We start from the raw sequence: 23,038 nt of genomic DNA, 5'->3' as shown, positions 1-23,038 counted from the left end.
CTGGCACGCGCCGCTAGCATGAAGGCACGTTCAACCTCCGGAGTGCCGTCCATGTCCGCTCGCGCCGTCGTCGACGACCGTCCCAGCGGCACTGCGCTGATCCGCGATGCGGGCCTGCTGCGTCGTCATGCTGCTGGCGGGCTGCGCTACACCAGCTACCCCACCGCCGACAGCTTCACGACGGATGTCTCCGACGAAGACCTCACGGCGGCCTTGGCGCGCAGCAACGCCGGCGGGCAGGGCCTGTCACTCTATGTGCACGTGCCCTTCTGTCGCCAAAGCTGTCACCACTGCGCCTGCACCCGGGTCACCGCCGAGAACACCCGGCGCGCCGAGCCCTACCTCTCGCGGCTCGATCGGGAGATGGTACTCACTTCGCGCCATCTGGACGGGGCACGGGAGATCATGCAGCTGCACTGGGGCGGCGGGACCCCGACCTTCCTGACCCTGGACCAGATGAGCGACCTGATCGACCGGCTCGATGCCCGCTTCGGCCTGTCGGGTTCGCGCCAGCGGGACTACAGCATCAAGGTCGATCCCCGCGAAGCCGATGTCTTCACCCTGCGCCATCTCCAGGCACTGGGCTTCAACCGCCTGAGTCTGTCGGTGCTGGACCTGGACCCACGGGTCCAGCGCGCCATCAACCGCCACCAGCCCCGGGTGCTCACCGAACAGCTGATCGACGAGGCCCACCGGCTGGGCTTCCGCTCCCTGGGCCTCGAGCTGATCCATGGCCTGCCCCGCCAGACTCGCGAGAGCTTTGCCGAGACCCTCGAGCAGGTGATCGCCATGGCGCCGGCCCGCCTGTCGCTGTTCCACTACGACCACCGCCCCGAGCGCTTCACGGCCCAGCGCCGGATCCAAGCCGAGGAACTGCCGCCGCGGGGGGAGCAGCTGGCCATTATCGACACCGCCCTCGCGAGGCTTGCCGATGCGGGCTATGTGCACATCGGCATGGAACTCTTCGCCCGCCCCGAGGACCCGCTGGCAGCGGCCCAGGCACGGGGCCTGCTGTCGCGCAACCTGAACGGCTACAGCGCGCTTGCGCCTTGCGACCATCTGGGCCTGGGCGTGGGCGCCCAAAGCCGGCTCGGCGGCATCGCCACCCGCAACCCCATGGCACTTGACGACTACGAGGCGCGTCTCGATGCCGGCCAGCTGCCGGTGGAGCGCGGCCGGCGACTGACCGACGACGACCGGCTGAGAGCCCGGGCGATCGAGCGCCTGATGTGCGACATGCGCCTGGACCTGGCCGCCCTCGGGCAGGAGTTCGGCCTGGATGCCGGAGCGCACCTGAGCGATGCCCTCGCCCGGCTGGCGAGCGCCGAGCGGGACGGCCTGGTGAAGCGACGTGGACAGCGCCTCGAGGTCACGCCGACGGGACGGCTGCTGGTGCACCGCCTGGCCGCGGCCTTCGATGCCCGTGCCGTCTGACCGGCGCGGCGCAGGGCATCGCGCGCTCGCGCCGGGGAGTACCTCCTAAGGGATGCTTTGCCGCTGGACGACAATCCTCCATACTGTGACCTGAGTCATCATTCATGGAGGAGAGCATGCCTGACACCGCGACCGGCAGGCGCCGTTCACTGCTGAACGAGACCCGCTGCCAGACGTGCAGCCTGAGTTCGCTCTGCCTGCCCCTGGCGCTCGAGGTTCAGGACATGGACCAGTTCGACGCCATCATCCGGCGTCGGGCGCCGCTCAAGAAGGGCGAGTCGCTGTTCCGCCAGGGCAGTCCCTTCACCAGCGTCTTCGCGGTGCGCTCCGGCAGCCTCAAGCAGGTGACCACCGAGGGCAGCGGCGAGGACCAGCTGACCAACTTCTACCTGCCCAGCGAACTGGTGGGACTCGACGGCATCGACGAGGAACGCTATCCCGGCACCGTCGTGGCCCTGGAAACCACCACGGTCTGCGAGATCCCCTTCGACCGTCTCGACACCCTCTCCGAGTCGCTGCCCGAGCTCCGGGGCCAGCTCTACCGCAGCATGAGCAAGGAGATGCGCGACGATCGGCGCATGATGCGGCTGCTCTCGCGCAAGACCGCCGACCAGCGCCTGGCCACCTTCTTCACCAGCCTCTCCGACCGCTTCCGCCGTCGCGGCTACTCCCCCTACAGCTTCCGGCTCTCCATGTCCCGGGCCGACATCGGCAACTACCTGGGCCTGGCCGTGGAGACCGTCAGCCGTATCCTGGGCCGTTTCCAGTCACAGGGGCTGGTGGCCGTGTCCGGCCGCGAGGTGAACATCCTCGACCTGGAGGCGCTGATCGAGGTGGCCGAGGAGGAAGGGGCCAAGTAGCCCCCACGCCCCCAAGCCCCAAGCCAGAGACTGCCCGCCTCCTCTGCCGTAATGCAGGAACCCCATCGTGCGAATGCCCGATGGGGTTCCCTGTTTCCTGGCGCTTGTTCCTTGTGGCTTGTCGCTGACCTACTGATTGAGGATATCGATGCGGTCGGCCTGCATCCGCGTCTGCTTCTCCTCGAGGCCGGCGAAGTCGAAGAGCTCGCGGTCGGCCAGCTGCGAGGGCGCCACCTTGGTGACCGCCTTGAACATGCTCTCGAGACGGCCGGGATGCGTCTTCTCCCAGTCGGCCAGCATCTCCTTGACCACCTGGCGCTGCAGGTTGGGCTGGGAACCGCAGAGGTTGCAGGGAATGATCGGGAAGTCCATCAGCCGGGCGAACTCGGCGATGTCCGCCTCCCGGCAGTAGGCCAGCGGCCGGATGACCATGTTCCGGCCATCGTCGGAGAGCAGCTTGGGCGGCATCGCCTTGAGGCTGCCGCCGAAGAACATGTTGAGGAACAACGTCTCGAGGATGTCCTCGCGGTGGTGCCCCAGCGCCACCTTGGTGGCGCCGATCTCTTCCGCGAAGCCGTAGAGCGAACCGCGCCGCAGACGTGAGCAGAGTGCGCAGGTGGTCTTGCCCTCGGGCGTCTTCTCCTTGACCACCGAGTAGGTGTCACGCTCGAGGATGTGGTACTCGACGCCAGTGCCCTCCAGGTACTCGGGCAGCACGTGCTCCGGGAAGCCGGGCTGCTTCTGGTCGAGGTTCACCGCCACCAGCGAGAAGGCCACCGGGGCGTTGCGCTGCAGGTTGCGCAGGATCTCCAGCAGGGTGTAGCTGTCCTTGCCCCCGGAGAGGCAGACCATCACCCGATCCCCCTCATGGATCATGCCGTAGTCGATGATCGCATTGCCCACCTGGCGACGCAGGCGCTTGTGCAGCTTGTTGAACTCGCGCTTGCCTCGGGCATCAAGGCCCTCGAGGGTCGACGCAGGCTGCCTGGGGGGCAGACTGTCGGGCGCGGCGGTCTCACGGGGGTCGAACATCAGGGCGTCTTGCATGGTCTCGGGCGCTGCCTGAGCGGCTGGAAATGACGGGCGCTATCCTACCACCCACACCGTGGCCAGGCGAAACGCCACCCAGCCGGGCTCAGCAGAGCCGCTCCGCCAGCATGGGACCGCGCGCCAGGCGCAGGTGGATCAGGGCCGTGGTGACGGCATCGCCCAGGGCGGTGTGGCGCCCCATGACCGGCACCCCCAGGCGCTCGGCCACCTGCTCGAAGCGCGGCCGGACATCCAGCTCGGGGTGGCTGCGGCGCAGCTGCCGCTGGTAGGTCTGTGCCACGTCGATGCCGGCATTGGGAAGGTCGAAGCCGAAGAGGGGGCGCAGGTAGCGGTTGAGCATCGCCAGGTCGAAGTCCAGGCACCAGCCGACCAGCGGGCGATTGCCGACGAAGTCCAGAAACTGCTCAAGGGCCTCCTTGACGCCCGCCCCGTCGACCAGATCGATACCGCGCAGGCCGTGGATGCGGATCGAGTCGCCGGAGAGACTCGCCGGCCTTGCCAGGCGCAGGTCCAGCGAATCGCTGGTCAGCACACGGTCGCCACGGATACGCACCGCCGCCAGCGACACCAGTTCGGCATGCCGGGTATCGAGTCCGGTGGTCTCGCAGTCGATGGCGACCATCTCGTCCCCGGTGTAGGGGGAGAAGAGCCAGCCATAGTCGCCGTGGGCCTGTCGTCGGCGATCGGCGGCGCGCCGCAGTGCCTTGAGCATGGATGAACCTCCTGTTGTCGTTATCGTTCCCTGAGCGCGCGCCTCGAGGCTCACGAGTACTCGAGGTGAAATCGGTGCGACAGCCGCTGCTTGAAGTCCTTGACGATATGCAGCGCCTCGCGCAGCAGGTCCCGCTCCAGCGACGAGAGCTCCTGGACCACCACCCGGTCGGGTTCCTCGCCCCGGCCTTCCGGGTCGTCGAGGCGTTCGAGCTGCTGGCGCAGCCGCAGTTCGGTGAACAGCGAGAGGGCCTCCCCCAGGTCCTCGGCGAAGCGCTCCTCGAGGCGACCGTCGGCCACCAGCGCCTCGAGCCGGTCCAGGGTGGAGGTCGCGGTGATGCGACGCTCAAGGGCCAGGGTGCGCACGCCATGGACGATGGGGAAGATGCCCCCCTTCTTGATGTCGACGCCATGTTGCGGCTTCTTCAGGGACCCGAAGAGCGTCAGCGGCGTGGAGAAGCGCAGCGCCGTACGCGCGAAGTAGGAGAGCAAGATCTCGTCGCGGCTGCAGCGCTCGAAGAGTTCCTCGCGTAGCCGCTCGAGCAGGGCCGGGTTGCCGGCCACGGCGTGGGAATCGAGCATGATCGCCAGGCGCATCAGGCTCTCGCCGTCACGGCTCGCCGCCCACTGCGCGATGCGTCCGCGCCACTGGCTCTCGGTGCCGACCCACTCCGGGTTGGAGACCATGATGTTGCCCGGACAGGGCGGATAGCCCAGTTCGATCAACGTCTCGGTGAGGCGCTGCATCTGCTCATGGCAGTCGGGCCACTCCAGGTCGTCGGCCAGTATCAGGCCATTGTCCTGATCGGTCTTGAGGATCTGCTCGCCGCGCCCCTCGCTGCCCATCACGATCAGGCAGCTGTCGGCGTGGTAGAGCTCGTCGATCAGAAAGCCCCAGGCCTTGTTCATGATGCGCCCGTTGAGGGCCGCCAGCAGCCCCATGGCGAAGCGCAACTTGACGCCCTGGGCCATGAGCGCACGCACCAGCTCCGGGGTGCGGCGGCTGGCGGCGGCCAGTGCCTCCAGGCTGTTGGCCTGCTCCACCTGCAGGCTGACCACGTAGCTGCGGCTGGAGAAGTAGCTGAGCACGTCGGTCAGCTCCACGACCCCCACCGGGGCGCCGTCCTCCATCACCACCACGCGCTCCACCTTGAAGCGGGTCATCTGGACCAGCACCTCGAACAGGTACTGCCCCGGCGTTGCCGTGACCAGCTTGAAGTGCGCAATCGCCTGCACCGGGCTGTTCTGGGCCAGCCCCTCGAGCACCAGGGCATTGAGCAGATCGGTCTTGGTGACCATGCCCGGCCCGTCGTCGCCCTGCACCAGCAGGCTGTCGGCATGGCTGTCGTTCAGGGTGTGAACCGCCTCGGCGATGCTGGTCGTGCCCGCGACGAGCAGCGGGTCGCGCATGCATTCGCCCACAAGGGCGAGCATGAAGCCGGCCATGGTCACCCCGCCCTCGGCGCGGCGCTCGGTGAGCAGCCGGGTCTTCTGCGCCAGGCGCTGGCGGAAGAACTCGGAGAAGGCCGGATAGGCCTCGCAAAGCTGCTTGAACAGCCCCTTGGGCAGCAGATAGCAGAGACACTCCTGCTCGGCCCGGAAGCGATAGCGACTCTTGCCATTGAGGATGCTGATGGCCCCGAACAGGTCGCCCGCGGTGTAGTGGCCGATGCGTGACTGGGCGCCGGGCAGGGTCGGGTCGAGCTCGGCGACCTCGCCCTTATGGATCAGGTACACGTACTCCCCGGGCTGGCCGGCATCGAGGATGATCTCGTCACGGTCGAAATAGGCCAGATCGATGCCGCTGCGTACGCGCTCCCGGCCCTCCTCGTCGAGGAAGGTAAAAGGCGGCTGTGAGAGTTCTACTTCGACCATGGGGCCGTCCTCGTTGCGCGGTGATCACCACCCCGCTGGCTAGGTTGTGCTTCGATTCCAGCGAGAATCCAAGATAGCAAAGTCGGGTTTCAGTAAATAACCTAGACAATCGTCCTATCCTGGCGGCCTTAGACCATCGTCAAAGGCCGCCCGGGGTGAGCATTAACCGCCCTGGATTTCGGGGCTATACCATCGTCCTATGCCCACGCTTCCCGCGCCGCCATCTTGCCCGCCATCCGTCGTTAAGATACTGATAGTAAAAAACTTATCAGGCACGTCTTCCATCGGTATCTTTTCATGATACGAAAGTCTGGGATTTATTTTAGGCGTTTGCTGCCCACTATTGGCCCTGAGCCATGCAGGACAATCCCGCGTCGACAATGTGCCTCGACAAGGAGCGGGCAACCTGATGACAGGCTGATCCAGACTGCGCAGGCCAGGCTGGCTCCGTCGACACGACTGTCCTGATGAGTGACCTCAACGCTCTGGGCAACTTCCCAACCTGAACAACAAGTGGAGAGCAACACTATGGCAGACGACAAAGCCAATGCCGCTGCTTACTGGAAGGCGAACGTACGCCTGATCACGGGGTGCCTGATCGTCTGGGCCCTGGTGTCCTACGGCTTCGCCATCCTTCTTCGCCCGCTGCTGGCCGGCATTCCCGTCGGCGGGACGGACCTGGGCTTCTGGTTCGCCCAGCAGGGTTCGATCCTGACCTTCATCGGCATCATCTTCTTCTACGCCTGGAAGATGAACCGTCTCGACAAACAGTTCGGACTCGGGGAGTAAGCCAGCATGAGTCAGTTTGCAATCAACCTGCTGTTCGTAGGGGCCTCCTTCGCCCTCTACATCGGCATCGCGATCTGGGCCCGAGCGGGCTCGACCAAGGACTTCTACGTGGCCGGCGGCGGCGTGCATCCGGTGACCAACGGCATGGCCACCGCCGCCGACTGGATGTCCGCCGCCTCCTTCATCTCCATGGCCGGCCTGCTGGCCTCCGGGGGCTACGCCAACTCCACCTTCCTGATGGGCTGGACCGGCGGCTACGTCATCCTGGCCATGCTGCTGGCACCCTACCTGCGCAAGTTCGGCAAGTTCACGGTGCCCGACTTCATCGGTGACCGCTTCTACAGCAACACCGCCCGGCTGGTCGCCGTGATCTGCCTGGTTGTCGCCTCGATCACCTACGTCATCGGCCAGATGACCGGTGCCGGCGTGGCCTTTTCCCGCTTCCTGGAGGTCTCCAACACCTGGGGCATCTGGATCGCGGCCTTCATCGTCTTCCTCTATGCGGTCTTCGGCGGCATGAAGGGTATCACCTACACCCAGGTGGCCCAGTACATCGTGCTGATCATCGCCTACACCATCCCGGCCGTGTTCATCTCGCTGGAGCTGACCGGCAACCCCATTCCCGGCCTGGGCCTGTTCAGCACCCATACCGAGTCCGGTGTGCCGCTGCTGGCGAAGCTGGATGACGTGATCAACGCGCTGGGCTTCCGTGACTACACGGCCGACGTCGACAACAAGCTGAACATGGTGCTGTTCACCCTGTCGCTGATGGTCGGTACCGCGGGCCTGCCCCACGTCATCATCCGCTTCTTCACCGTGCCGAAGGTGGCCGATGCCCGCTGGTCTGCCGGCTGGGCCCTGGTGTTCATCGCCCTGCTCTACCTGACCGCCCCCGCGGTGGGCTCCATGGCACGCCTGAACCTGATGACCACGGTCTATCCGGACATGGCCGGCCAGGTCGAGAACTACGAGGACGCCGCCACCAACCCCATCCTTTACGAGGAGCGTCCCGAGTGGGTCCGGACCTGGGAAGAGACCGGCCTGATCAACTTCGAGGACAAGAACGACGACGGCCGCATCCAGGTCTACAACGACGGCAACGAGGAATTCGCCGAAACCGCCGCAGAGCGCGGCTGGGAAGGCAGCGAACTTACCGTCAACAACGACATCCTGGTACTCGCCAACCCGGAGATCGCCAACCTGCCAAGCTGGGTCATCGGCCTGATCGCCGCCGGGGGTATCGCCGCGGCTCTGTCCACGGCCGCCGGCCTGCTGCTGGCCATCTCCTCGGCCATCAGCCATGACCTGATCAAGACCATGATCAACCCGAAGATCACCGAGAAGGGCGAGATGCTGGCGGCGCGGATCTCCATGGCCGGCGCCATCCTCCTGGCGACCTACCTGGGCCTGAATCCTCCGGGCTTCGCGGCACAGACGGTGGCGCTAGCCTTCGGTATCGCCGGTGCCTCGCTGTTCCCGGCGCTGATGATGGGCATCTTCTCCAAGCGGGTGAACAACAAGGGCGCCGTCGCCGGCATGCTGACCGGCCTGGGCGCTACCCTGCTCTACATCTTCACCTACCTGGGCTGGCTGTTCATTCCGGGCACCAACATGCTGCCCAACACGCCGGACAACTGGATCCTGGGCATCTCGCCGCTCTCCTTCGGTGCGGTCGGCGCGATCTTCAACTTCGCCGTGGCCTTCGCCGTCTCCAGTGCGACCGAGGAGCCTCCGCAGGAGATCCAGGACCTGGTGGAAAGCGTCCGCTATCCCAAGGGTGCTGGTGTCGCGACCGGGCACTGAGCCATAATGGCCTCCTGGCCCGGCTAGCCGGGCCAGTCCAACCACGACCGATCGGGCTTCCTCAGGGAAGCCCGATCGCTTTGAAGGACGCATGAATCATGATATGGCACCTGATAGCAGCGGTCTTCGCCGGCCTCGGCGCCGCAGGGATCGGCCTGATCCTGCGGCTGGCCAGCGGCAAGCGACTGCCGCGCTGGATCATCCCGGCCTGCGGTGGCCTGGGGATGCTCGGCTACCAGATCTACACCGAATACACCTGGTTCGAGCACAAGCAGCAGCAGTTGCCGCCATCGGCCGAGGTGGTCTCCGTGGAGGAGGGACAGATGTTCTGGCGTCCCTGGACCTTCGCCTTCCCCATGACCAGGGCCTTCACCATCGTGGACCGCGACAACCTGGCGGTGAGCCGGGGAGATGACGGTCGCCTGGTCGAGTTCATCCTCTACCGCTTCGAGAAGGAGTACGTGGACCAGGTCAGTCACCAGGCCTACCTGATGAACTGCGCGACCCGGGAAATGCTGCCCCTGGAAGGCGAGTCGCGCGCGCCCCGCACCGACGAGATGCGCCGCGTCGAGGCCTCCAGCCCGCTCTACCGCGCCATCTGCACGGAAGGCTGACCGGCACCCCTTTACCAACGGCTGTTCCGGGGCCGGCCATGCCCTAGAATGGGCGCATCCGTAAGGGAGAAGAGTGCATGTTCGCTGGCTGGCTGCTGATCGCCGTTTCGCTGCTCTACATCGCCGTGCTGTTCGCCATCGCCTGGCGGGGCGATCGCCGAGCCCGGGAACACGGGGCGAGCCAACGCCGCCCGGTGATCTACAGCCTGGCGCTGGCCATCTATTGCACCTCCTGGACCTTCCATGGCGCCGTGGGCCAGGCGGCCACGGCGGGCTGGTCCTTCGCCAGCATCTTCGTCGGGCCGATCCTCACCCTGCTGCTGTTCTGGCCGGTGCTGGCCAAGATGATCCGCGTCGCCAAGCACCAGAACGTCACCTCCATCGCCGACTTCATCGCCTCGCGCTACGGCAAGACCCAGTCGCTGGCCGCCTTCGCCAGCCTGGTGGCGCTGATCGGCACCCTGCCCTACATCGCCCTGCAGCTGAAGGCGGTCTCCACCTCCTTCAGCGTGATCACCGATGCCGGCGACATCACCCAGGCGCCGCTGTTCGGCGACACGGCCTTCTATGTGGCGATGGTGATGGCCGCCTTCGCCATCCTCTTCGGCACCCGCCACACCGATGCCACCGAGCATCATGAGGGCCTGATCCACGCCGTGGCCTTCGAGTCGCTGGTCAAGCTGCTCGCCTTCCTGGCGCTCGGGGCCTACGTCACCTGGGGGATGTTCGACGGCCTGGCCGACCTGCTGGGCCGCGCGGAGACCCAGCTCGAGCTCCAGCGTCAGCTGGCCGACCAGGACTTCGGCCAGAGCTTCTGGGCCCAGACCCTGCTGGCCATGTTGGCCATCCTCTGCCTGCCCCGCCAGTTCCACGTCGCGGTGGTGGAGAACATCCACCGCGACGACGCCACCAAGGCCCGCTGGCTATTCCCGCTCTACCTGCTGGCCTTCGCCTTCTTCGTCATCCCCATCGCGGCGGCCGGCCTGACCATCTTCGCCGACAGCGGCATCGAGCCGGACACCTACGTGCTGGCCCTGCCCATGGCCGCGGGCAACGAATGGCTGACGCTGCTGACCTTCATCGGCGGCTTCTCGGCCGCCACCGGCATGGTGATCGTCGCCGCGGTGGCGGTCTCGATCATGATCTCCAACGAGATCGTCATCCCCGCCCTGTTCCGCCTGCGCTGGTTCGATACCAAGCCGCGCGACTACGGCCGCCTGGTGCTGCGGGCGCGGCGCATCACCATCGCCGCGATCCTGGCCATGGCCTACGGCTTCTACCAGCTGATCGGCGAGTTCAGCTCGCTGGCCAGCACCGGCATGCTCTCCTTCGCCGCCGCGGCCCAGTTCGCCCCGGCACTGATCGGCGGCCTCTACTGGAAGCGCGGCAACCGCCTCGGGGTGATCGCCGGCATGAACGCCGGTTTCGCCATCTGGGCCTACAGCCTGCTGATGCCCACCCTGATCGGTGCCGGCGTTCTGCCGGGGAACTGGCTCGACGGCGGACCGCTGGGGATCGCCTGGCTGGCCCCAACCTCGCTGTTCGGCCTCAATGTCGGTGACAGCTTCACCCATGGCGTGATGCTCTCCCTGGGCGTGAACCTCTTCTGCTACATCTTCGTCTCCCAGATGACGCCCCAGCGGGTCGTCGAGCGGATCCAGGCCTCGCTGTTCGTCGACAGCGTCGAGACCCGTCAGACCTCGGTGAACCGCCCCTGGACCGGCGCCACCACCGTGGGCGACCTCAAGGTGCTCTGCGAACGCTTCCTGGGCGCCGGCCAGGTGAGCCGCGCATTCGAGGACTATGCCCGGCGCACCGGCAAGCCACTGGAGGACAACACCCGGGCCTCCATCGACGTCATCCAGTTCACCGAGCGCTTCCTGGCCTCGGTGCTCGGCGCCTCCTCGGCGCGGATCGTGGTCAACTCGGCCCTCCAGGGGCGCGGCATCGGCATCTCGGACGTGATCTCCATCGTCGACGAGGCCTCCCAGGTGCTGGAGTTCAATCGCGCCCTGCTGCAGGCCACCATCGAGAACATCAACCAGGGCATCAGCGTGGTCGACCAGAACCTGCGGCTGGTGGTGTGGAACCAGCGCTACCTGGAGCTGTTCCGCTTCCCCGACCACCTGATCCGCGTCGGCGCCCCGATGGACAAGATCTTCCGCTACAACGCCCACAACGGCGAATACGGGCCCGGCGATCCCGAGGAGCACGTGCGGCTGCTGATCGACAACATCCGCGAGGGCCATCCTCATCGCTATGTGCGCTACCGCCAGGACGGCAGCGTGCTGGAGGTGCAGGGCAATCCCATGCCAGGGGGCGGCTTCGTCTACACCTACCAGGACATCACCCAGCAGAAGCGCATCGAGGAAGCGCTGATCCGCTCCGAGAACAACATCCGCATCTACACCGACAACGTGCCGGCGCTGATCGCCTACTTCGACAAGGAGTGTCGCTACCTCTTCACCAACCGCGCCTACGAGCAGGCCTTCGGCATCGACCGCAACGCGGTGATCGGCAAGCGCGTGGAAGAGGTGATGGACCCCGGCATGGCGCGCGAGCGGGCCCCATGGATCGAGCGCGCCCTGGCCGGCGAGCGGGTCAATTTCGAGGTCTCGCTGCCCATCGGCGACGACCGCCGCTACATGCTGGTGACCTACACGCCCCACTTCGGCGACAGCGGGGCGATACTCGGCTTCTTCGCCCTCTACCAGGACATCACCGAGCGACGCCTGGCCGAGATCGCCCTCAAGGAGACCAACGAGACCCTGGAGGAGCGCGTGCGCGAACGCACCCAGGCGCTCTCCGAGGCCAACGCGGCCCTGCGCCAGGAGAACCGGGTACGCGCCGAGGCCGAGCTCGCCCTGCGCCAGGCCAAGCAGCTGGCCGAGGATGCCAATGCCTCCAAGACGCGCTTCCTGGCCGCCGCCAGCCACGACCTGCTGCAGCCGCTCAATGCCGCACGACTGTTCACCTCGGCCCTCGCCCAGGAGATGGCGGCCGACGACATGAAGCGCACCATCGGCCATATCGACAACTCGCTGCAGGCCGCCGAGGAGCTGCTCGGCACCCTGCTCGACATCTCCAAGCTGGATGCCGGCGCCCTCACCCCGCGGCGCAGCCACTTCGCCCTGGCCGATATCATCCAGCCGCTGCGCGCCGAGTTCGAGGTGATGGCCGAGGAGCGCGGCCTGGACCTGGTGGTGGTGCCGACCCGCCAGTGGGTCGACAGCGATCCGCAGATGCTGCGCCGGATCATCCAGAACTTCCTCTCCAATGCCATCCGCTATACCCAGGCCGGCCGGGTGCTGCTGGGCTGCCGCCACCATGGGGAGCGCATCACCATCGAGGTATGGGACTCAGGCCCGGGGATTCCCGAGGCCAAGCAACTCGAGATCTTCCAGGAGTTCCGGCGCCTCGACCAGGCGACGCGGCACAAGGAGAGCGAGAAGGGCCTGGGCCTGGGGCTCTCCATCGCCGACCGAATGGCCCGGGTGCTCGACCATCCCATCCGGGTGCGTTCGAAGGAGGGCTTCGGCACCATGTTCTCGGTCAGCGTGCCGGTGGTCGCCCCCCGCACCGCGACGGAGCAGGCCGAGGACGCCTCGCCGAAGCGCGCCGGCAACAAGCTCGCCGGCACCCGGATCCTCTGCATCGACAACGAGTCGCTGATCCTCGAGGGCATGAAGGCGATGCTCTCGGGCTGGGGCTGCGAGGTCTTCACGGCCACCACCATCGGCGGCGCCAAGTCGGTGCTGCGCCACCTGGATGGCGACCCGGACGCGATCCTGGCGGACTATCACCTGGACAACGAGGTCACCGGGCTGATGGCCCTGGAAGCGCTCGGCGAGCGGCTGGAAGGCGCGGTGCCCGGCATCGTGATCACCGCGGACCGCACCGAGGAAGTGGCCGAGGAGGTCAGGCGCGCTGGCTACCAGCTGCTGCTCAAGCCGGTGCGCCCCGCCGCCCTGCGCGCCCTGCTCACCCGCACCCTGCAGGCCAGCCGCGCGGCGCAGTAGCAGCCGCCAAGCCGCCAAGCCGCCAAGCGGCCAAGCGGCCAAGCGGCCAAGCGGCCAAGCGGCCAGACAAAGCGTAAGCGCATTACGCAGAAAACCCACCGTCAGGTGGGTTTTCTGCAATTCCTTGGCGCTTGTAGCTCGGCGCCTGGCGCTAGGATTCCACCCTCGGCGGCTCGACCTCGAGCTTCTGGGCGGCGATCACCGCCTGGGTGCGCGAGTGCACGCCGAGCTTGCGCAGGATGGCGGTGACATGGGCCTTGATGGTGGCCTCGGAGACGCTCAGCTCATAGGCGATCTGCTTGTTGAGCAGCCCCTCGGTGAGCATGTTGAGCACCCGGAACTGCTGGGGCGTCAGCGAGGCGATGGCCTCGGCGAACTTGGTCTCCTCCTCGTTGGCCTCGCCCAGGGCCGCGGCCATCTCGGTTGGCAGCCAGACCTCGCCATCGAGGATCTCGCCGACCGCCTCGGCGATCAGCGCCAGGGACGAGGACTTGGGAATGAAGCCCGAGGCGCCGTAGTCGATGGCGCGGCGCACCACGTGGATCTCGTCGCTGCCCGAGACCACCGCCACCGGGATGTCGGGCGTCTGGCCACGCAGCTGGATCAGGCCCGAGAAGCCATGGGCGCCCGGCATGTGCAGGTCCAGCAGGATCAGGTCGGCATCGGGATGGCGGGTGACCACCTCGGTGGTGGCCTCCATGGTGTCGGACTCGACAATCTCGGCCTGGGGCGCCAGCTGGCGCAGGGCCTGGGTCAGGGCCGCACGGAACAGCGGATGGTCATCGGCAACGATGAATTTCTGGGCAAAGGCCATGGATCTTCCTCCGGTTCCTCGAGCGGCGGACCGACGGCCGCCACGCTGGGCTCTACAGTTGTTGTCCGCATGTTACCCCATGGCCGCGGCGATTCCCAAGGGCTCTCGGGATATTGTCGACACTCCCATGACCGGGCACAAAGAAGCCGGCCCCGCGGGGCCGGCTTGGCGTGTCATTAGGCGGCAGACGTTGACCGCCTGCCGCCGGGCGGGCAGCGCCCTCAGCGGTTGGCGCGATGCTCGATCAACTCGTCGACCACCGACGGATCCGCCAGGGTACTGGTATCGCCCAGACCGTCACACTCGTTGGCGGCGATCTTGCGCAGGATGCGGCGCATGATCTTGCCCGAGCGGGTCTTGGGCAGGCCCGGGGCCCACTGGATGACATCCGGCGAGGCGATCGGGCCGATGTCCTTGCGCACCCACTTCGTCAGCTCCTTCTTGAGCTCGTCGCTCTCCTCGAAGCCGTCGGCCAGGGTCACGTAGATGTAGATGCCCTGCCCCTTGATGTCGTGGGGGAAGCCGACCACGGCGGCCTCGGCCACGGCCTCGTGGGCCACCAGGGAGGACTCGATCTCGGCGGTGCCCATGCGGTGGCCGGAGACGTTGAGCACGTCATCGACGCGGCCGGTGATCCAGTAGTAGCCGTCCTCGTCGCGACGACAGCCGTCACCGGTGAAGTACACACCCTTGAACGCCGAGAAGTAGGTCTGCACGAAGCGCTCGTGATCGCCCCAGATGGAGCGCGCCTGGCCCGGCCAGGAGTCCTGGATCACCAGGTTGCCCTCGGCGGCCCCCTTGAGCTCGTTGCCCTCGTTGTCGACCAGTGCCGGCACCACGCCGAAGAACGGCAGGGTGGCGGAGCCCGGCTTGAGGTCGGTGGCACCGGGTAGCGGCGCGATCATGATCCCGCCGGTCTCGGTCTGCCACCAGGTGTCGACGATGGGGCACTTCCCGTTGCCGATCACTTGATGGAACCATTCCCATGCCTGGGGGTTGATGGGCTCACCCACCGAGCCGAGCACTCGCAGGCTGTCGCGCTTGCTGGAGTCCATGACGTTGTCGCCATGGGCCATCAGGGCGCGCACCGCCGTCGGTGCGGTATAGAGGATGTTGACGTTGTGCTTGTCGACGATCTCGCCCATGCGACCGTGGGACGGGTAGCTGGGCACGCCCTCGAACATCAGGGTGGTGCCGCCGTTGGCCAGCGGGCCATAGACGATGTAGCTGTGGCCGGTGACCCAGCCCACGTCGGCGGTACACCAGTAGACCTCGCCCTCCTGGTAGTCGAAGACGTACTGATGGGTCATGGCGGCATGCAGCAGATAGCCGCCGGTGGTGTGCTTCAGCCCCTTGGGCGCCCCGGTGGAGCCGGAAGTGTAGAGGATGAACAGCGGATCCTCGGCCCCCATCTCCTCGGCCGGGCAGTCGGTGGACTGCTTGGTGACGATGTCGTCGTACCAGACGTCGCGACCGTCCTTCCAGTCGATCTCGCCGCCGGTGCGCTTGACCACCAGCACGTTCTCGCACACCTCGGTGCCATCGCGGGTCAGGGCGGCATCGACGTTGTCCTTGAGCGGCACCTGCTTGCCGCCGCGCACGGACTCGTCGGCGGTGATGATCAGCTTGGACTTGGCGCCGATCACCCGCTGGGCGACGGCGTCCGGGGAGAAGCCGCCGAACACCACCGAGTGCACGGCACCGATGCGGGCACAGGCCAGCATCGCCATGGCGGCCTCGGGAATCATCGGCATGTAGAGCGTGACGACGTCACCCTTGCCGACGCCCAGCTCCTTGAGACCGTTGGCCAGCTGACAGGTCTTCTCGTAGAGCTCACGGTAGGTGAGCGTCTTGTCGTCCTTGGGGTCGTCGCCTTCCCAGATGATCGCCGGCTGGTCGCCGCGGGTCTCGAGATGGCGGTCGAGGCAGTTGACGCTGGCGTTCAGGGTGCCGTCCTCGAACCAGCGGATATCCACGTTGTGCGAGTCGAAGGAGGTGTGCTTGATCTTGGTCGGCGCCTTGAACCAGTCGAGGCGCTTGGCCTGCTCACCCCAGAATCCCTTCGGGTCGTCAACCGACTGCTGGTACATGGCCTCGTAGGTGGCCTTGTCGGCGTGGGCCTTGGCGGCAAACTCGTCGCTTACCGGATAGACTTTCTGCTGCTCGGTCATGGATATGCCTCTGTCCAGGGGGATGGACCCTCCAGGTGGATGTTGCCGGCCGCATTGTGTGTTGGGCGGGCCGGCCCCATAAAACCTGACCACAGCATATACGTCAGGAGGCGGCCTTCCCTTTAGACATTGGTAGAAACATTTTTCTCATATGTCACAATAACTTACGATCAAATTCAGGAAGCGGAACGACCGAGATAGACCAAGGTCTCAGCGCAGTGCCGGCACCGATACCCTCGCCCCCGGCGGACCAGGGCATGCCGTCGGGCGGTGAAGCCGTGCTCTCGGCAGCCGCAACGGTAGCGGTAAGGCGCCGGGCTCGCCCGGCCGGTATCGAAGCGGTGGGTGGCGCGGGGCTCCAGGCCGAAGAGGCGCCACATCACGGTCTGCCACTCGCGGCCGTGGGGGCGCGACCGGTGGCCATCCTCCAGGTGGTGCACCAGCCAGTGGGCCATCTCGTGGGGCACCACCTCGACCAGGAAGGCGAGGCGATTCTCTTCCAGCAGCACCGGGTTGAAGCGCAGCCCGCGGCGACCGAAGTGCGCCTGGCCGGCGCACTTGCCACGCAGGTCCAGCCATACCGCCGGACGTGGCAGCGCGGGATGCAGCTCACGACACAGCTGGTAGGCCGCCTCGGCCCGCTCGATGAGGGTCCGGTGGAGGGCGGCCCGGTCGAGCGCGTCGAGCCGGGTGGGGTCGGGGGCGGGAAGCGCGGGTATCGTCATGGGATGCTAGAATGGCGCCTTCGTGTCGAGGCGTAAAGCCTTCCCCTGCTTCCGTCTTCCCTGCGAGAGCCGTCATGTCCGATGCCGAAACGCCCCTCCCCCAGCCGCTGCTCGAGGACGAGGAGCTCGACCTGCTCGACGACTTCCTCGACTCCGAGCGGGTCGACGCCGACGCCCTGGACCTGATCGGCGCCCACGGCTTCCTGGTGGCGCTGGCCGTCGCCCCGCGCGACACCCCCGCGTCGGCCTGGGTCGCCGAGCTGTTCCATGGTGAACCGGCCTTCGCCGATGACGCCGAGCGCGAGACGATCCTGGGGCTGCTCGAGCGGCTCAGGCACAACGCCATCGAGGTGCTGGAAACGGGCGGCCTCCCGGAACTGCCCTTCGAGCTCGAACTCGGCGACAACACCCCGGAGGAGACGCCGATCGGCGACTGGTGCGCCGGCTTCATGGAAGGCGTCTTCCTCGACGAGGCCGCCTGGTTCGCCGATGACGAGGAGGCCGCCGCCACCCTGCTGCTGCCCTTCATGCTGCTTTCCGGCCTGTTCGAGGACGAACCCGACATGGCGGAGCTGGCCGGTGATGCGACGCGGCTCGAGGGACTCGTCACCCAGCTGCCGGAACTGGTGCTGGACCTCTACCTTCACTATCGGGTCCCCCCCGAGACGCCCAAGCCCAAGCCACGCCGCAAGCAGCCCGCCGGGCGCGGCAAGGGCAAGCGGTAAGCGGAAAGCGGGAAGCGGGAAGCGGGAAGCGGGAAGCGGGAAGCGGGAAGCGGAAAGCGGGAAGCGGGAAGCGGGAAGCGGGAAGCGGGAAGCGGGAAGCGGGAAGCGGAAAGCGGGAAGCGGGAAGCGGGAAGCGGGAAACCAGCTTGTGGCTTCTGGTACAGGTACCAACGGTTGTCTCTTCAAGCTTACGGCTTAAGGCGTATAGCGCCCGGCGAAGCCGGGCTAGCGTAGCCGGGTCAGCCAGGCATCCAGGGTCCCGTAGAGCCACTCGCGAAAGCGCTGCATCCGTGGCCGCCGGGACCAGGTCTCGGGGTCGATCTCCCGGCTCGACGCGAAGTTGCGCTCGAACAGCCCGGCGACCTCGGCGGCGAAGCGGGGGTCATCCACCTCCTGATTGGCCTCCAGGTTCCATTGCAGGCTCCAGTGGTCGAAGTTGCACGAGCCAAGGCTGACCCAGTCATCGGCCAGCGAGAACTTGGCATGGATGAAGGTGGGCTGGAACTCGAAGATGCGCACCCCCGCCCGCAGCAGGCGGCCATAGAAGCGCTGCCCGGCGTAGCGCACGCCGGGATGGTCGTGAACCTCGCCCGGCAGCAGCAGGCGCACGTCGACGCCGCGTCGGGCGGCCCGGGCCAGGCGCCTGCGCAGGGTGAAGGTGGGTACGAAGTAGGGGGTACAGATCCACAGCCGCTCCGTGGCCGTCGAGACCCGATGATGCAGCGAGTGGCGGATCGCCTGGTAGCGATAGCCCTGCCCCCAGACCACGCGGCCGCGCATGCCGCGGTAACCCTCGCGCTGGCGCGCGGCAAGTTCCAGCCCCCGCACGAGCGAGGCCCTGCCCGGCCCGCGACTCATGGGGGAGTCCCAGAGCCGGCAGAACAGCCGCACCCAGTCGGCCACCACTGGCCCCTCGATGCGCACCGCCACCTCGTACCAGGCATCCAGGAACTCGTCCACCGCCCCGAAGCCGCCGGTGAAGGCCTCGGCACCATCGACCACCACCAGCTTGCGGTGGTCCCGGGTCAGGTTGCGCACCAGCGACTGCACCCCCAGGGGATTGAAGAAGCGCAGCGCCACTCCCCCCTCCTCGAGACGCTGGCGGTCGACGGTGGCGAGCCCCATGGCACCATAGCCGTCGAGCAGCAGCAGCACCGATACGCCGCGCTCGACGGCGCGAACCAGCGCCTCGATCAGCGCGGTGGCGAGCCGGCCGGACTCCATCAGGTAGAGCTCGATCAGCACGGAGTGACGCGCCTGGTCGACGGCCTCGAACATCGTGGGCAGGAAGAGGGCCGCCTCGGGAAGCAGTTCGAAGTGATTGCCGTCTCGCCACATGCCGTGCATGGCACCGTCCCTGTCACATACCGTTACAGCATTGACGCATGTTTGCCGGCCCGGGAAAAGCCCGGCCCCCTGACCGCCGGGAAACGGGCCGCTATACTGACGGCTCACTCCCGGGCACAGGCGACAGGATGAGCCTTGCACGCATGCTGGCCGGTGCCCTGCGCGCGCCGCTCGAGCGACTGATGGCGCGCTGGGCCCGGATCCGGCTGATCGAGCCCGACCCCGAGGCGCTCCCCCTCGAGCCGACGCTCCCGACCCTCTATGTGCTCCCGCACCCGGCGCTCTCCGACACCCTGCTGCTGGCATCGCTGACCCGCGCCCATGGCCTGCCGGCGGCCGGTGGCCGGCGCACCATCGGCGCGGTCACCCTGCCCGCCAGCGTGCCGCTGCCCGCCGCGAGCCGCCGCCTGTGGCGCCGCACGCGGCGACCGGAGGCCCCCTTCCTGTCGCTGATCGAGCAGTGCCGCCGGGACCCCGCCCGTGACGTCCAGCTGGTGCCGGTGAGCATCTTCTGGGGGCGTGCCCCGGGCAAGCGCTTCGGCTTCTGGCAGCTGCTTGCCGCGGACAGCTGGCAGCTCACCGGGCGACTTCGCCGCCTGCTGTCGGTGGTGGTCAACGGCAAGGATGTGGAGGTCCATCTCGGCACGCCGCTCAGGCTCTCCGAGCTGCTCGACGCGCGCGAGGCCCGCCTCACCAATCGCAAGGTCGCGCGGCTGCTGCGGGTGCACTTTCGACGCCTGCGCATCCGAGTGCTGGGCCCGGACCTCTCCCATCGGCGCACCCTGATCGAGGGGGTCGCGGCGAGTCCCGAGGTGCGCCGCGTCATCCGCGAGGTAGCGACCGCGGAGCAGCGTTCGGTGGCGCGTCTGGAGGGCCGGGCCCGCCGCTATGGCCGTGAGATCGCCTCGAACATGACCTATCCGGTGCTGCGCTTCATGGCCGGCCTGCTGCGGCGTCTCTGGAACCGCCTCTACGACGGCGTGGCGGTGCACGGCCTGGAGCGGGTCAAGGCCGTCGCCGGCGACCACACCCTGGTCTACGTGCCCTGCCATCGCAGCCATATCGACTACCTGCTGCTCTCCTACGTGCTCTACCGCGACGGCCTCATGCCCCCGCACATCGCTGCCGGGCGCAACCTCGACATGCCCCTGGTCGGCCCGCTGCTGCGTCGCGGCGGGGCCTTCTTCATGCGACGCAGCTTCCGCGACAACCGCCTCTATGCCACGGTGTTCAACGAGTACCTGCACCGCCTGATCGCTCGCGGCCACCCGCTGGAGTACTTCATCGAGGGCGGGCGTTCGCGCAGTGGCCGCATGCTGCCTGCCCGGCCGGGCATGCTCTCGATGACCCTGCGCTCCTACCTGCGCAGCGCACGCGGCGGGGGCCAGCCGCTGGTCTTCGTGCCGGTCTACATCGGCTACGAGCGGATCCTCGAGAGTGGCAGCTACCAGCGTGAGCTGCATGGCGGCAGGAAGCGCAAGGAGAGCCCGTGGGGACTGCTGCGGGTAGTCGGCCGGCTGCGCCAACCCTTCGGGCAGGTGACGGTGAACATCGGCGAGCCCCTGTCACTCTCGGCCTTTCTCGACGCGGAGGTGCCCGGCTGGCGACGACGGCTCGACGACCCGCGCCCGCCCTGGCTGGCCCGGGTCGTGCCCGGCCTGGGCGAGACCCTCTCGCGGCGCATCAATGCGGCCGCCGCCCTCAACCCGGTCAACCTGGTGGCCCTGGTCCTGCTGGCCACCCCTCACCATGCCATCGAGGCCAGCCTGCTCAAGCGCCAGCTGGCGTTGCTGGTCGCCCTGCAGCAGCGTCTCCCGGGCGGCCGTCATGCCAGCCTCCCGGATGGCACGCCCGACGCCTGGCTCGACCGGGTGCTCGCCCTGGGGATGGTCGAGCGCCGGCCGCACCCGCTGGGCGACATCATCGTCGCCGATGACCACCGGGCCGGCCTGCTGGGCTGGTACCGCAACAACGTGCTGCACCTCTTCGCGCTCGCCGGGCTCACCGCCTTCGCCTTCCGCCACCAGGCATGCCATGACCTTGATGACCTGGAGGCCCTGCTCGCGCCGGGCTGGCCGATCCTCACCCGGGAGCTGATGATCTCCGCGCCGGCCTCGCTGCGCGAGGACCTGGCCACCATGCTCGACGCCCTGGTCGAGGCGGGGCTGCTGGAACGTCACGCCGAAGGCTGGCGACGGCCTCGGGAGGCGCTGGAGGCCGGGGAGCAGCTGCGCATGCTCGGGGGCCTGATGCAGCCCTCCCTGGAGCGCGGCTACCTGCTGCTGTCGGTGCTGCTGAGCGAGCCCGCCGGGCACTTCACGGCCGACGAGCTGACCGCGCGCAGCCGCGAGCTCGCCGAACGGCTGGCACTGCTCTCGGGGCTGGATGCGCCGGAGTTTTTCGATACCCGGCTTTTTTCCGGCCTGGTGGAGAGCCTGGAGGCACAGGGATGGCTGTACACCGAGAACGGCCGCCTGATGTTCGACGACCGCCTGCGCGAAGCGGCCCAGCAAAGCCGGGCGCTGTTCGACCCGGCGCTGCGCCACCGACTGCAGCTGGTCGGTCGCCCGGAAGCGGGCTGAACTCAGGCCTCCAGGCGGCGGTGGACATAGAGGTCGTAGCGGCTGGTCCTGTCCTCGATGACGTGACGGGGCGGCGGCCCTTCGATGGGCGGGGCCTTGCGGGGCCGCTTGACCACCACCCGATGAGTCGCCACGTCCAGTGCCGCCTCGAGCAGCCGAGGGGCATCGGGGTCATCCCCGGCCAGGGTGCGGAAGAGCCGCATCTCCTTCTTGACCAGCGCGGACTTGTCCCGGTGGGGGAACATGGGGTCCAGGTGGATCACCTGGGGCGCCACGGCGCGGCTTGCCACCAGCGCCTCAAGCCCAAGGGTCGCGTCGCCGTGGGCGAGTGCCATGCGCGCGGCGATATCGCGGGTCTCGGGATCGCACCGCGCCCGCGCCAGGCCGTCCTCCAGCAGCGCAAAGATCGCCGCGACACGCTCGACCAGCAGCACCTCGGCCCCCAGGCTCGCCAGCACGAAGGCGTCGCGCCCGAGCCCCGCGGTGGCATCCACCACCGAGGGCGTGACGCCCCTGGCCAGGCCGCAGGCGCGGGCCACCAGCTGGCCACGCCCGCCGCCGAAGCGACGCCGATGGGCAGCGCGCCCGGCGACGAAGTCCACCGCCAGCGGATGGCCATGGCGCTTCGGGTCGCCGGCCAGCACCAGGCGGTCGCCCTGATGGAGCAGCAGCAGCTCGGCCTCGCCCGCCTCGGCCCGGGGCAGGCCGAGGCGGGCCGCCAGGGTAGGGTCCTGCACCCCCACCGGCACGGCACGCCTCATCGGCCCTTCTGCCAGACGACCCGGTCGCGCAGGTAGACCGGCTGCACCTCGTGGGCCGGTCGGGCCTCGCCGGCGACGAAGGCGCGGAGTGCCAGCCGTGCCATGTCGGCGGCGTCGGCCTCGGGCTCGGTCAGGCAGAGCCCCAGGCCGGCCTGCACCTCGGCGGACATCTGGTCCCACAGGGTCCAGCCGGAGCCGATGCCGACCCAGTCGTGGTCGTCATGGCCGGCGGGCAGGCGCAGCCGCGCCGGAGACATCACCGCCTCCTCGGTCAACGCCACGGGCGCGCCATCGCGGCACTGCCAGGCCGCCACGTAGATCTCGCCCATGCGCGCATCCAGCGCCGTGATCAGCCAGCGGTAGTGGTGGCGGCGATGGGCGCCCAGCGCCAGTGCCTCGAGGGTCGAGACACCGACGAGCGGGCGGTCGAGGCCGAAGGCGAGCCCCTGGGCGACCCCGGCGGCGATGCGCAGGCCGGTGAAGGAGCCCGGCCCCCTGCCATAGGCGACGGCATCCAGCGCCGAGGCCGGCAGGCCGGCCTCGGCGAGCACCTCGTCGACCATCGGCAGCAGCCGCCGGGTGTGCTCCCGCGGGGTCAGGGCGAAGCGTGAGATCAGTTCGTCGTCGAGGCCTTCGCGGCGGCGCAGCAGGGCGGCGGAACAGGCGCTCGAGGAGGCATCCAGGGCCAGCAGGATCGGCATGGGCAAGAGGTCGCGGCGGGAAATGTCGGGGCATTATACGCGCGCCACCGCCAACGA

The 23,038-nt window shown here is 67.9% G+C and carries 17 protein-coding genes; 8 read left to right on the top strand and 9 right to left on the bottom strand.

Annotated features, from left to right (window positions below; all coding sequences use genetic code 11):
- Window positions 1–51: 51 nt before the first annotated feature.
- Both hemN and fnr read left to right on the top strand, forming a co-directional pair.
- Entirely contained in the window at window positions 52–1,434 is a 1,383-nt protein-coding gene (gene hemN, locus QLQ86_RS03735) for an oxygen-independent coproporphyrinogen III oxidase (protein WP_282815937.1), read from the top strand.
- Window positions 1,435–1,550: 116 nt separating this feature from the next.
- Entirely contained in the window at window positions 1,551–2,294 is a 744-nt protein-coding gene (fnr, locus tag QLQ86_RS03730; RefSeq protein ID WP_282736935.1) for a fumarate/nitrate reduction transcriptional regulator Fnr, read from the top strand.
- A gap of 129 nt (window positions 2,295–2,423) precedes the next feature.
- Here the strand turns inward: fnr and ttcA are convergent, their stop codons facing one another.
- The 3 genes from ttcA to QLQ86_RS03715 all read right to left on the bottom strand — a co-directional run bounded on the left by ttcA (window position 2,424) and on the right by QLQ86_RS03715 (window position 5,930).
- A complete protein-coding gene (gene ttcA / locus QLQ86_RS03725) occupies window positions 2,424–3,341 on the bottom strand; it encodes a tRNA 2-thiocytidine(32) synthetase TtcA (protein WP_407650035.1) in 918 nt (305 codons plus the stop codon).
- Window positions 3,342–3,429: 88 nt separating this feature from the next.
- A complete protein-coding gene (locus tag QLQ86_RS03720; RefSeq protein WP_282736937.1) occupies window positions 3,430–4,056 on the bottom strand; it encodes a 3'-5' exonuclease in 627 nt (208 codons plus the stop codon).
- A gap of 50 nt (window positions 4,057–4,106) precedes the next feature.
- Entirely contained in the window at window positions 4,107–5,930 is a 1,824-nt protein-coding gene (locus QLQ86_RS03715) for a putative nucleotidyltransferase substrate binding domain-containing protein (RefSeq protein ID WP_282736938.1), read from the bottom strand.
- A gap of 528 nt (window positions 5,931–6,458) precedes the next feature.
- Here QLQ86_RS03715 and QLQ86_RS03710 point away from each other — a divergent pair.
- From QLQ86_RS03710 to QLQ86_RS03695, 4 genes are all read left to right on the top strand, one after another.
- Entirely contained in the window at window positions 6,459–6,719 is a 261-nt protein-coding gene (locus QLQ86_RS03710; protein WP_040185430.1) for a DUF4212 domain-containing protein, read from the top strand.
- 6 nt (window positions 6,720–6,725) lie between these two features.
- Window positions 6,726–8,522, top strand: a complete 1,797-nt coding sequence (locus QLQ86_RS03705; protein ID WP_282736939.1) for a sodium:solute symporter family protein — start codon at window positions 6,726–6,728, stop codon at window positions 8,520–8,522.
- 98 nt (window positions 8,523–8,620) lie between these two features.
- The gene (locus QLQ86_RS03700; protein WP_282736940.1) at window positions 8,621–9,136 is read left to right on the top strand and encodes a hypothetical protein; all 516 of its coding nucleotides are present in this window, start codon (window positions 8,621–8,623) and stop codon (window positions 9,134–9,136) included.
- Window positions 9,137–9,213: 77 nt separating this feature from the next.
- Entirely contained in the window at window positions 9,214–13,155 is a 3,942-nt protein-coding gene (locus QLQ86_RS03695) for a hybrid sensor histidine kinase/response regulator (RefSeq protein ID WP_282736941.1), read from the top strand.
- A 151-nt stretch (window positions 13,156–13,306) separates the two neighbouring features.
- On the opposite strand, the gene QLQ86_RS03690 is transcribed toward QLQ86_RS03695, so the two are convergent.
- The 3 genes from QLQ86_RS03690 to QLQ86_RS03680 all read right to left on the bottom strand — a co-directional run bounded on the left by QLQ86_RS03690 (window position 13,307) and on the right by QLQ86_RS03680 (window position 16,865).
- Window positions 13,307–13,969, bottom strand: a complete 663-nt coding sequence (locus QLQ86_RS03690) for a LuxR C-terminal-related transcriptional regulator (RefSeq protein ID WP_282736942.1) — start codon at window positions 13,967–13,969, stop codon at window positions 13,307–13,309.
- Between the two features lie 221 nt (window positions 13,970–14,190).
- On the bottom strand, window positions 14,191–16,140 hold the full coding sequence (gene acs, locus QLQ86_RS03685) for an acetate--CoA ligase (RefSeq protein ID WP_282736943.1): 1,950 nt from the start codon (window positions 16,138–16,140) through the stop codon (window positions 14,191–14,193).
- A gap of 176 nt (window positions 16,141–16,316) precedes the next feature.
- Window positions 16,317–16,865 carry a SprT family zinc-dependent metalloprotease gene (locus tag QLQ86_RS03680; RefSeq protein ID WP_282736944.1) on the bottom strand — a complete coding sequence of 183 codons (549 nt, stop codon included), beginning with the start codon at window positions 16,863–16,865 and terminating at the stop codon, window positions 16,317–16,319.
- Window positions 16,866–16,939: 74 nt separating this feature from the next.
- Between QLQ86_RS03680 and QLQ86_RS03675 the strand changes: the two genes are divergently transcribed.
- Window positions 16,940–17,590 carry a YecA/YgfB family protein gene (locus QLQ86_RS03675; RefSeq protein WP_282736945.1) on the top strand — a complete coding sequence of 217 codons (651 nt, stop codon included), beginning with the start codon at window positions 16,940–16,942 and terminating at the stop codon, window positions 17,588–17,590.
- 225 nt (window positions 17,591–17,815) lie between these two features.
- Here the strand turns inward: QLQ86_RS03675 and QLQ86_RS03670 are convergent, their stop codons facing one another.
- On the bottom strand, window positions 17,816–18,937 hold the full coding sequence (locus QLQ86_RS03670; RefSeq protein ID WP_282736946.1) for a phospholipase D-like domain-containing protein: 1,122 nt from the start codon (window positions 18,935–18,937) through the stop codon (window positions 17,816–17,818).
- A gap of 128 nt (window positions 18,938–19,065) precedes the next feature.
- Here QLQ86_RS03670 and plsB point away from each other — a divergent pair, with 128 nt between their 5' ends.
- Window positions 19,066–21,519 carry a glycerol-3-phosphate 1-O-acyltransferase PlsB gene (plsB, locus tag QLQ86_RS03665; protein ID WP_282815936.1) on the top strand — a complete coding sequence of 818 codons (2,454 nt, stop codon included), beginning with the start codon at window positions 19,066–19,068 and terminating at the stop codon, window positions 21,517–21,519.
- Between the two features lie 2 nt (window positions 21,520–21,521).
- Here plsB and QLQ86_RS03660 read toward each other — a convergent pair whose 3' ends face one another.
- The gene (locus QLQ86_RS03660) at window positions 21,522–22,280 is read right to left on the bottom strand and encodes a class I SAM-dependent methyltransferase (RefSeq protein WP_282735523.1); all 759 of its coding nucleotides are present in this window, start codon (window positions 22,278–22,280) and stop codon (window positions 21,522–21,524) included.
- Window positions 22,277–22,981, bottom strand: coding sequence for a tRNA (adenosine(37)-N6)-threonylcarbamoyltransferase complex dimerization subunit type 1 TsaB (gene tsaB, locus QLQ86_RS03655; protein ID WP_282735522.1), 705 nt, complete (start codon window positions 22,979–22,981; stop codon window positions 22,277–22,279). Before tsaB ends, QLQ86_RS03660 begins: the two co-directional genes overlap by 4 nt.
- Window positions 22,982–23,038 lie beyond the last annotated feature (57 nt).

It is taken from the genome of Halomonas rhizosphaerae, from assembly GCF_030012485.1.
Lineage (GTDB): Bacteria > Pseudomonadota > Gammaproteobacteria > Pseudomonadales > Halomonadaceae > Halomonas > Halomonas rhizosphaerae.
The sequence above is the reverse complement of the archived record's forward strand: the minus strand, read 5'-3'. Positions and strand labels throughout refer to the sequence as shown.